General features: G+C 52.2%; 12 protein-coding genes. 8 read left to right on the top strand and 4 right to left on the bottom strand.

Annotated features, from left to right (window positions below; all coding sequences use genetic code 11):
* Nucleotides 1-399 (bottom strand): replication initiation protein (locus LZP96_RS23460; protein WP_258926376.1); only part of this gene is annotated, 399 nt, incomplete at its 3' end.
* Nucleotides 400-958: 559 nt separating this feature from the next.
* On the opposite strand from LZP96_RS23460, the gene ardK reads away from it, so the two are divergent.
* On the top strand, nucleotides 959-1300 hold the full coding sequence (gene ardK / locus LZP96_RS23455) for an antirestriction protein ArdAB regulator ArdK (RefSeq protein ID WP_000057569.1): 342 nt from the start codon (nucleotides 959-961) through the stop codon (nucleotides 1298-1300).
* 14 nt (nucleotides 1301-1314) lie between these two features.
* On the opposite strand, the gene LZP96_RS23450 is transcribed toward ardK, so the two are convergent.
* From LZP96_RS23450 to mucA, 3 genes are all read right to left on the bottom strand, one after another.
* Nucleotides 1315-2106, bottom strand: a complete 792-nt coding sequence (locus LZP96_RS23450; protein WP_001452808.1) for a SprT-like domain-containing protein — start codon at nucleotides 2104-2106, stop codon at nucleotides 1315-1317.
* Between the two features lie 150 nt (nucleotides 2107-2256).
* The gene (gene mucB, locus LZP96_RS23445; protein WP_001749980.1) at nucleotides 2257-3522 is read right to left on the bottom strand and encodes a translesion error-prone DNA polymerase V subunit MucB; all 1266 of its coding nucleotides are present in this window, start codon (nucleotides 3520-3522) and stop codon (nucleotides 2257-2259) included.
* Nucleotides 3510-3950 (bottom strand): translesion error-prone DNA polymerase V autoproteolytic subunit MucA, encoded by a 441-nt coding sequence (gene mucA / locus LZP96_RS23440; protein ID WP_000861760.1) that lies wholly within the window; start codon nucleotides 3948-3950, stop codon nucleotides 3510-3512. Before mucA ends, mucB begins: the two co-directional genes overlap by 13 nt.
* A 414-nt stretch (nucleotides 3951-4364) precedes the next feature.
* Between mucA and ardB the strand changes: the two genes are divergently transcribed.
* The 7 genes from ardB (at nucleotide 4365) to LZP96_RS23405 (ending at nucleotide 7933) form a co-directional block, all read left to right on the top strand.
* A complete protein-coding gene (gene ardB / locus LZP96_RS23435; RefSeq protein ID WP_000447669.1) occupies nucleotides 4365-4790 on the top strand; it encodes an antirestriction protein ArdB in 426 nt (141 codons plus the stop codon).
* Between the two features lie 57 nt (nucleotides 4791-4847).
* Nucleotides 4848-5252: an antirestriction protein ArdAB regulator ArdR gene (ardR, locus tag LZP96_RS23430; RefSeq protein WP_000881513.1), complete on the top strand. Its 405-nt coding sequence runs from the start codon at nucleotides 4848-4850 to the stop codon at nucleotides 5250-5252.
* A gap of 9 nt (nucleotides 5253-5261) precedes the next feature.
* Entirely contained in the window at nucleotides 5262-5501 is a 240-nt protein-coding gene (locus LZP96_RS23425) for a hypothetical protein (RefSeq protein WP_000932975.1), read from the top strand.
* 885 nt (nucleotides 5502-6386) lie between these two features.
* Nucleotides 6387-6683, top strand: coding sequence for a protein CcgD (ccgD, locus tag LZP96_RS23420; RefSeq protein ID WP_000545925.1), 297 nt, complete (start codon nucleotides 6387-6389; stop codon nucleotides 6681-6683).
* A 14-nt stretch (nucleotides 6684-6697) separates the two neighbouring features.
* Entirely contained in the window at nucleotides 6698-7039 is a 342-nt protein-coding gene (locus tag LZP96_RS23415; RefSeq protein ID WP_015344948.1) for a hypothetical protein, read from the top strand.
* Nucleotides 7040-7107: 68 nt separating this feature from the next.
* Nucleotides 7108-7392 (top strand): protein CcgC, encoded by a 285-nt coding sequence (gene ccgC / locus LZP96_RS23410; protein WP_001750002.1) that lies wholly within the window; start codon nucleotides 7108-7110, stop codon nucleotides 7390-7392.
* A gap of 208 nt (nucleotides 7393-7600) precedes the next feature.
* The gene (locus tag LZP96_RS23405; RefSeq protein ID WP_258926375.1) at nucleotides 7601-7933 is read left to right on the top strand and encodes a hypothetical protein; all 333 of its coding nucleotides are present in this window, start codon (nucleotides 7601-7603) and stop codon (nucleotides 7931-7933) included.
* Nucleotides 7934-8871 lie beyond the last annotated feature (938 nt).

Raw genomic sequence — 8871 nt, 5'->3', positions numbered from 1 at the left:
CCGCAGGAGTTTATGGTTAAATTCGATTTCCCAGATACCACGAGCTGATCGGCTGCCAGCCTCTGTTAGCCAGGGGCGCGCGACGCAGTCAAAACTTCCTTCTTTCGGGTAAAAGATTACCGCAGAACGGCTTAACTCAAACACGCCTTCTTTAACATCCTTGATAGCCTGGTTACGGCTTACCTGAAAAATTTGCTCATAGTCAGCCACCTTTACTTTGAAAGTAGAGTCACCGAGTACAGCCATCTCATCATCATCTTCGCTTACTGAAGCTGTGAAATACGTCTGCATAAGACATAACCAGAGAACGCGCTTTGCTTTTAGCGAGAGGTAGTAAGCAGCTTCGGTAAGCTCGTTAGACTGCTTAACTTTTATCTTTTTGTTCAGCAACTTATCCATGAGCCTTGCCTTTGTGGGTTAAAAATTACTCTCCACACTACCACAAAGTTCAAACAAGTAAATACATTTTTTACAGTTTCGTCTAAGGTGGGCCAATTCCCATAACAAGGTGGGCTAATTCCCATAGTAAGGTGGGGTGTTTCCCATAGATAGGTGGGCCAATTCCCATAACAAGGTGGGCGGATTCCCAGAGATAACACTTATTTATGATTTTAAATCAATGAGTTATATAGCTCTAAAAGACTTTAAAAAGATAAAAAATCTATAAAATACCTTTTAAAAATATGCCTGTGGATATGTGCATATCATCGCTTACCAGCGCCGCTTCGCGGCTCGGTCAACCCCTCAGAACCGCGAAAACAAGTTTCGCAGTTCTTCACGGTTCATGTTTTAATCCAAGCATGGCGCCAGCACCTTCGCGGCACCATCGAGGCCCGCGCTGCTGCCGCACCGGGCCTCACCCTCAAATAAAATAAAGTTTATAAAAATCGTACTTGTATTGACCCCAGTTTATTCTGAGTATATCCTTTCTGTAACCAAAACTACGGAGGCGCCACAGATGGCTCAGAAAAACAGAATTTCAGAAACAGAATGGAAACAGCTGCTGCCGCAAATGGCTTCCTTTGCACACATCACAACAGATATTGGCTATTCCGTGCTTGTCAAAGGTGAGAAATCATCAGACGTAGCCACGCGAGTAGGCCGTTCCAAGCAAAACATTTCCAGCACCGTTAAGCGAATCTGGGATTTGTACCAGAACACCACTCTTAAAGCCGAGAACGGCGAACCATTAAAATTAGTTCAGGTCTGGATACCAGCAAGCCTTGCTGAAACTGTTTTAAAAGAAGCCGCGAAGTACAGCATTAATAACATCACGACCTCGGAAATGGAAAAAAAATAAAGTCCGAAAGGACTTTATTTTAAGACTACTAACGCGGCTTTATTACAGTGCTCGCCACCACAGTAAACCACTATCCCCGGTTTACCCCAGAGATTGATATGACACACCGGGCAGCTGTACTTTTCCCGGTTTGTTTTGTTCACCGGCGCTTCAGGCGGCGGGGTTACAAATCGCATGGCCTCTATGATCTCGTCGTCGAGTTCAACCGGGTCGCGCCCTTCCTCCACCTCCTGTTCGTGTTCGCTATCATCTTCCTCGTCGTCAATATAGCCTTTTCCTGTAGGGCTTAGCACAGCGCCAGGCTTAGGCTGGTAAGGCGGAAACCTGTCCATCCAGGAAAGCCGGAAATGGCCTGTCAGCAGTTCATCACAGGCCATATCGAAAGGGCCACCGGCAATAATATAATGGGTCATGCTCTGGCCCACTTTCCTGCCTCCCGGTTCGCCGGTATCAGAAGGCATTAGTCCTACCCGTTCCATCCGGGCCGCCCACTGTTTGTTGTGATAGCCACGGCGGCCAGGCTCGCCAAAATGGAATTGCCACTGATGAACCATCTCATGCACCAGTGTTGAAAGCGTGGCCTTTATGGTTCTGATCGAGAAATACACCGGATTCATAGCGATCTCGTCTACCGTGTACCCACTCTCACGGCCGACGAAACGCTTAAAGGAACAATAGCCATACGTTCGCTTCTCACGCTGCAACGTTATCAGGCATGGCGGCAGCTCGTTGCTGAATAGCTTCTCATTAAAAAAATCGTAGGCTCTCTGAAGTTCATCGTAGGTTTCGGGCGTAGGCAAATTCACTGTTAACCTCACATATATGTATTGTGCAATACACATAATTTAGCTGATCTTTTATACAGATGAAACGCCTTTTACCGAAAACCGCGAAACCGCGCCGAAACTCGTTTCGGCCGGTTGAGGGGTTGACCGGCCCGCGTGCGGCGCCGGTAATTATTTGATGGTTGCTGTTGGTATCGAGCGCCAGTCTGTCGTGTAATCAGGTGACAACATCTGACGGCGCATGGCAAAGGAGTTATCGATGCCCTGGCCTGCAAAAAACAGCTGGCTCTTGCCACGCCGGTTTATGCCATCGAGAACAGCCATTAACGCCTCGCTGCCAGCTGAAGGCGTAGCAGAGTCGAATAAATCCAGCTGGGCCTCCTTTCCGCTGAAATCGGCCAGCATGATCCCTGCTTTTGCATACGCAATATCTTCCCGCCAGATCCGCGCCAGCGCGGCTTGTGCCGCCTGAATTATCGTGCGGCTGTCCTGGGTTGCCACCGTCAGTTTTTCGGTTGCCTGATTGGCATACTGTGTATCACGCACTGAATAAGGACTGGTGCGGATAAAGACGCTTATGACGCGGCAGTATTGCCGCTCATTACGCAGTTTTTCAGCTGCGCGCGCTGCAAATCCGGTGATCGCCTGCTGCATATCCGCCAGGGCTACTACGCGTTGGCCGAATGAGCGCGATACAACAATCTGCTGCTTCGCCGGAGGGTTTTCTTCCAGGCTGAAGCAAGCCTCGCCGCGTAGCTCCCGTACCGTTCTTTCAAGCACAACACCAAACGTCTTACGGATTAGGCGCGTATCTGCCCTGGCTAAATCCAGCACCGTTTTGATCCCCATTGTGGCGAGTGCTTTCTCTGTACGATGGCCGACGCCCCAGACTTCCGCAACCGGCAGGATGCTCATTAATTTCTTCAGTCTGGCGCCATCGTCCAGAGCAACCACCCCGCCAGTAGCGGGCCATGTTTTTGCAGCGTGGTTACACAGCTTCGCCAGCGTCTTAGTACGGGCAATACCGACCCCGCATACCAGCGTTGTGTGTCGCCTGACTTCCTCGCGCAGTTGGCGCCCGAAAGCGTCAAGGCTCATGGCGGCCGTTATCCCTTTGCAGTCAACAAAAAGCTCGTCGATTGAATACTGTTCGACGTGGCTTGCAAGGGACTCAACTACGGCCGCGAACCGGGCCGACATGGAGGCATAGAGAGTGTAATTAGAGCTAAAAATAGCGATGTTATGACGCTCGATTATGGGTCTGACTTTGAAGTACGGATCGCCCATTTTCAGGCCCGCTTTCTTCGCCAGGTAATTACGGGCCACAATGTTGCCGTCATTGTTGGATAAAACGGCCACTGCTCGGTTTGCCAGATCTGGCCTAAATGCCTGCTCACAGCTGGCGTACATGCCATTGACATCAATCAGCGCAAACATACCGGATGCTCGATAAGGGAATGCGTAACCACTCCCCAGATTTCAACGCTCTCATTATCCGGGTCAATGTAGTACACAGGAAAATCTTTGTTCATCGGCATCAGGCAGGGTCTGGGCCTCAGCAGTAGCCGCTTCACGGTAAATTCATTATGGATGCAGGCGACTACGATTGAGCCGTGGCTGGCCGTCAGCGAGCGATCCACAACCAGTACGTCACCATCATGGATGCGGCCATCTTCCATTGACGAGCCAGAAACCCGCAGGAAGTAAGTTGCTGAAGGGTGACGAACACAATACTCATGCAGGTTTAACTCCTGCTTTTCATAGCCCTGGGCCGGGCTGGGGAACCCCGCAGAAATTCTTTGCAGATAAAAAGGGATGCTGTGTACCCGGCTGGCGCCGGAGCTTTCAAAAATATCGACCTTCATAGCGATCTTCCAAATCACTGTTTACTTATACAGTATCGCTGTTATGGTCAGGTTGGCAAGTTTTACAGGTACTCTACTATATGTAGTGCTGCTTCAGCTGCCAACGAACGCTATATATAGTGTTTGTTGGCTTTCTGCTTTCTCAGTGTCCCCTGTAACCGGCCGCGTGGCGGCGGGCTAGCAGGGAGGGGGGTGGCCTGTCGCTCCGGTCAGTCCCGCAGTTTCCGGCGATTTGCCCCCGGTGTCCGGTGGAGTCCGGCGAGGTCGCCTTCCATGCTCTGACGGGCATAAAATTAGGTAAATATAATCCGTACTTGTATTGACTTTAACGCCCCATTGTACGATAATTAAAAAGTGGCAGGTGATGTGCCTGCCGCTTAACCATCGCCGGTATCGGCTTAAAGAGGAAGTATCATGGAAACTATCGAAATCACCGCCCGCTACATTTCTGAAAACGCCCGCATGAACTTCATGCCTGCGGCATTTCGTGGCGCTTTCTTCAGCGCAGATCACTTCATTCAGTCCTTTCTGAATCGTTACGCTAAAGACTACCAGGGAGGGTATTGGGAATACCTTCAGGCCAGCAATGGCGCGTTTTTTATGGAAGCGCCCCAACCTCTTTGGCTCTCGTTACCTAACTATTTTGAAGGTGAATGCAGCGCGCGCGAAGTAGGGATTATTGTTTGTCTGTATGCCTACAGTTACTTTTGCGGGCTGGCATATGAAGAAGGCAAAGCCGAACTGAACGAAACGATGGCTAACCGGTATCACCTGTTGCGGGAGTACGTTAATACGCTGGAGAACGAAAGCCAGAATCGTATTTATCGTGCCATTGATTAACTGATAACCAGGCGGGCAAAGCCCGCCTTATCGTGACTGTCACGCTCAGGGGAAACTATGTTAGCGACACTTCAACACCCTACCGCCTGGCAATTGCCAGATCGGTTAATGCTTTTGGAACTGTTAATGTTCGATTACCGTAATTCCGATCAGGAGCGCTACGGCCAGCAAATCTATCACCACTATCGTAAACAGGGTAATCATCGCTGGGATACTTCTGTTCATCAGGATAGCGGCGGCCAATACGCGATTATTTTCCGGCACTCCTTCAGCAAAAAACAGGCTGATGGCGTTAAGCGAACGATGATCCGCGATGAAACCGTTATACGGGCAGGTACGGCGCAGGAGCTGACAGAAGCGACATTTCCCGACTTCCAGGATAGCGATATTCTGAAGGCGTCGGATTTCTTTAAGTCGCTTATCCAGCGCAAAGCGGCAGACGTAACACAAACCGATATTTGAGGATCAGCGATGCTGAACAAAACCGAAAACAACACCAACATTAGTAGTATCAACCCCTGTTCTACAGAGAGCCTAATAGCCGTGACGGGAAATGATGGAGAGACGCATATCATTCAGCGTGAGTTAATATCCCACTCTGTTGAAGGGCATGAAGCCACAATCATTCACCTTGTAACCGGGAAGTCGATAAGGGTTTCTTTGTCATCTGAAATTCTGGCAAAAAAACTAGGCATTACCGTGTCTGAATAACGGGTTTTGTTGCTTTGTTATAAGGTTTTATCCGTGTGTGGCAGAGTTCTAAAAAGGGAAACGTGAGAGATTATGAATACGATTAGCATAACGGAAATCGTGTTGAGTGTGCTTCTTGCGGGCGCTTTGGGGCCGGTTTTATTACGTCGAAAAAAAGGTCTGCTGTTACTGTTGTTGATTCTGGTCTGCACGATACTTTTGCTTCATGGTGTCACTACGATTTACTGATGTGGTCGAAAATCTTTAAAAGCGAACCCCCGGACGTCACCCCTCCGGGGCCGTTCTGCTGTGCTGCGCATCGAGCCGCTACGCGTCTCGCCCCGCTCACGCGGGCAGCTGCCACTGACGCCTCCGGCCTGCGGCCTCCGCGCTCCGCTTGGCAACCCCTTCCCCTGCTGCCGCTCATTTCCCCTTCAGCCTCCTATCATGATTCGTCTCCTGCATTATCCGTGGATTGTGCAGCTCAGTGGGGCGCTGGCCGTGACGGTGCGGTGTCCCCCGTAACCGGCCGCGCGGCGGCCGCTAACTCGCAGTACGGCGCCGCGACCCGCAGGCGGGCCGCCGTACCCGCGCGCAGGCGCGCGGCGCCCACTGCGCACCCCCGTGGGGGACGTGCGGCAGCTGCGTGGCGGCGGGCTGGGTTATGGCTTAGCAGGAAGGGGGGTTGGCCTGTTGCTCCGGTCAGTCCCGCAGTTTCCGGCGATTTGCGGCCGGTGTCCGGTGGAGTCCGGCGCGGTCGCCTTCCATGCCCTGACGGGCATAAAAACATGTAAATAAATTCCGTACTTGTATTGACTTTAAAGGCGTAATCACCGATAATTAAATCATCGGGAGGCAACACCGCCACCCGAAAAATTGCCGGTATCGGCGCTTACAGGAGTCGTCATGCACTTTACTAACTTCCTTCAGCGTTACTTCGATATAGAGATTGAACATACCTTTGACCCTACCATTCAGGGCAGCAACGAAACGGGTAAAGACGTCACTAAAATCTGGATCTATGAGAAGGGCGAGGATAGCGAACCGCTGCTTACTCTGACAGAAGCATGGTGGTATACCGAGACAAAAACGGCTGGTAACTGGCTTATCGGCAACGTGTATTCAACGCTTGAGCATGGGCGTGAAATTCATGAAAGCGAATTTCGTAAACTGGTAACAGCTGGCAAGGTGATATCAGCATGAGTAAGGGGAATAAAATGCTTATTAATCGGATAGCGGTTATCGGGCTTGCAGTTGTCGCAGCCGCTACGCAGGCAGGTGTGCCGCCGGTTAAGTTTTTTTACCGGGATACAGTCCCGGTAAGCATTACGCTGGACGAACCCGCAACGGGTTGCAGCATGGCCGGTGTGATTGTTCATCCAGTGGATCGGCCAGCGGCAAAAGTGGCGTGGTTTAGCGAGCGGATTTGCGGTAAAAAACGTTACCCGGTTAGCTTTATCAGTGATGAAATTAGCGCCCCGCATAACGTGATCCATAAAGGGGAAAAGTTTCACGTTACCCCGGCTCAGGTCAATCTCCTGGACGCGCAAAACCTCTAATTAAATCATCGGGTGGCAATACCGCCGCCCGAACAATCGCCGGTATCGGCAACCATCAAGGAGTTCACATGTATCACTATCTCGTTTTTGTCCCTCTCGCATTAATTTTTAGCGCCGCTGCGCTTGCCCTGCCCTGGTTTATCGTTCGTGCGGGATACAGGGATCTGGTGCAGATCACCTGCGCCTGCGTCTCTGTTCTGGGCCTGTGTGCGGCGACAGGGGTTTTCAGCTACTTCGATAATAAGCCGCTTGCGTTTCTGTACGGTTGCGGCGCGCTGGCGTGCTTTTTGTACGCGGTAGACTGCGCGATACCGTTGTATATGACGCGTAAAAAGCCACGTAAGCAGCTGTAAGAAAAAAGGCGGGTAATCCCCGCCTTTTTTATTGAGGCTGTCAGAAAGCGATTCAGGCACTCTATGAACGCTTTGCAAGATATAAAATTTTGTATGCACATTCAGTACTTATATTGACTTTGAGGACATAATCACCGATAATTAAATCATCGGGAGGCAACACCGTCGCCCGCAAAATTGCCGGTATCGGCGCGCAAAGGAGTACATCATGGATTACCAGACCCGCTTAAATTCTGATATAACCAAAGAGATTGATTATCTGGCATCACTGCGTAAACAACGCATGGTGGCGGATCTGCGCACAGAGCTGGTTTACGGCTCCCTGGAGCGTCTGGCAGATATGATCTGCAACACCGTCACTGACTGGTCGCTTCCCTGCCCTGTTCTGCCGCTTTCTTCCGTACAGCAATGGCACAAAGCCCGCGAAATCGTCCTGGCAGATTATGAGGACTTCGGCCACGATGCCTGGGACTTTGCCCGCCACTATATGAAAACAAAGCTTAGCTTCGGTTATGCCTGCTACAAAGACGATATTGCCTGATGATTAACAACATGGGGGGCTAACGCCCCCCTGATAAACTGACCCTTTTAATGGCCTTACCGCCGATTTCAGATGGAACGAGAGATAAACAGCGGCAGACTCCGGGCGTTACCCCTTCGGGGCCGCTCTGCTGTGCTGCGCATCGAGCCGGTTCCCGTCTCGCCCCGCTTACGCGGGCAGCGGCCGCTAACGCCTCCGGCCTTCGGCCTCCGCGCTCCGCTTGGCCTCCGGGCTTCGCCCTCCGCGCTGGCGCTTGGCGGCTGGCGTCAGCCGCCAGCCAGGTTCGCCGGTATCTCAGCTGCCCGGTCATAAAGCCGTTCCGTTGGCGTGGGTCGTTCCGCCTATGACCGCAGTGAAACCGGGCGCGGCAGGTTGTCAACAGACGCTTCGCTCAAGCTGTTGACAACCTGCCTTATTCGCCCGGTTACAGTGCGGCCGTCGGAAACGACACCCCGCCAACTTCTCTACAGGTGCTATATGACCTCTACCATCCTCGAAAACCTACCGCAAATCATCACCTCGCTGGCCGCTCTGATTACGGCCGTAACCGGCCTAATCAAAGTGCTACGCGACAAAGACAAGTAACAGCCATCGGGGCGGCTGTGCCGCCCCTTTGCAGCTGCTTGCCGGTGATCTCTCCAGTTTATGTTCTGACATTGTGCTAAATCCTGATGCCACACAGGGCGTTACCCCTTCGGGGCCGCTCTGCTGTGCTGCGCATCGAGCCGGTTCCCGTCTCGCCCCGCTTACGCGGGCAGCGGCCGCTAACGCCTCCGGCCTTCGGCCTCCGCGCTCCGCTTGGCAGGCCACACCCTGCGCCGGACTCGCCCGGCCGCAAGCGGCCGCCCCGCCCCTTCGGGGTGCCAACGCCCTTCAGGCGTCGGCATCCTTTGCCAGTGCGCTATTGTGTTATCCGTGGATTGTGCAGCTCAGCGGGG

Origin of the sequence: Huaxiibacter chinensis (assembly GCF_022171985.1) — a bacterium.
GTDB classification, from domain to species: Bacteria; Pseudomonadota; Gammaproteobacteria; order Enterobacterales; family Enterobacteriaceae; genus Enterobacter; species Enterobacter chinensis_A.
This window is presented reverse-complemented; position numbering and strand designations above follow the sequence as displayed.

Excerpts from the sequence above, each read along its gene's own strand:
- ardK (WP_000057569.1), top strand. The coding sequence starts at position 959 with ATGGCTCAGAAAAACAGAATTTCAGAAACAGAATGGAAACAGCTGCTG.
- mucB (WP_001749980.1), bottom strand. The coding sequence starts at position 3,522 with ATGTTTGCGCTGATTGATGTCAATGGCATGTACGCCAGCTGTGAGCAG.
- mucA (WP_000861760.1), bottom strand. The coding sequence starts at position 3,950 with ATGAAGGTCGATATTTTTGAAAGCTCCGGCGCCAGCCGGGTACACAGC.
- ardB (WP_000447669.1), top strand. The coding sequence starts at position 4,365 with ATGGAAACTATCGAAATCACCGCCCGCTACATTTCTGAAAACGCCCGC.
- ardR (WP_000881513.1), top strand. The coding sequence starts at position 4,848 with ATGTTAGCGACACTTCAACACCCTACCGCCTGGCAATTGCCAGATCGG.
- LZP96_RS23425 (WP_000932975.1), top strand. The coding sequence starts at position 5,262 with ATGCTGAACAAAACCGAAAACAACACCAACATTAGTAGTATCAACCCC.
- ccgD (WP_000545925.1), top strand. The coding sequence starts at position 6,387 with ATGCACTTTACTAACTTCCTTCAGCGTTACTTCGATATAGAGATTGAA.
- LZP96_RS23415 (WP_015344948.1), top strand. The coding sequence starts at position 6,698 with ATGCTTATTAATCGGATAGCGGTTATCGGGCTTGCAGTTGTCGCAGCC.
- ccgC (WP_001750002.1), top strand. The coding sequence starts at position 7,108 with ATGTATCACTATCTCGTTTTTGTCCCTCTCGCATTAATTTTTAGCGCC.
- LZP96_RS23405 (WP_258926375.1), top strand. The coding sequence starts at position 7,601 with ATGGATTACCAGACCCGCTTAAATTCTGATATAACCAAAGAGATTGAT.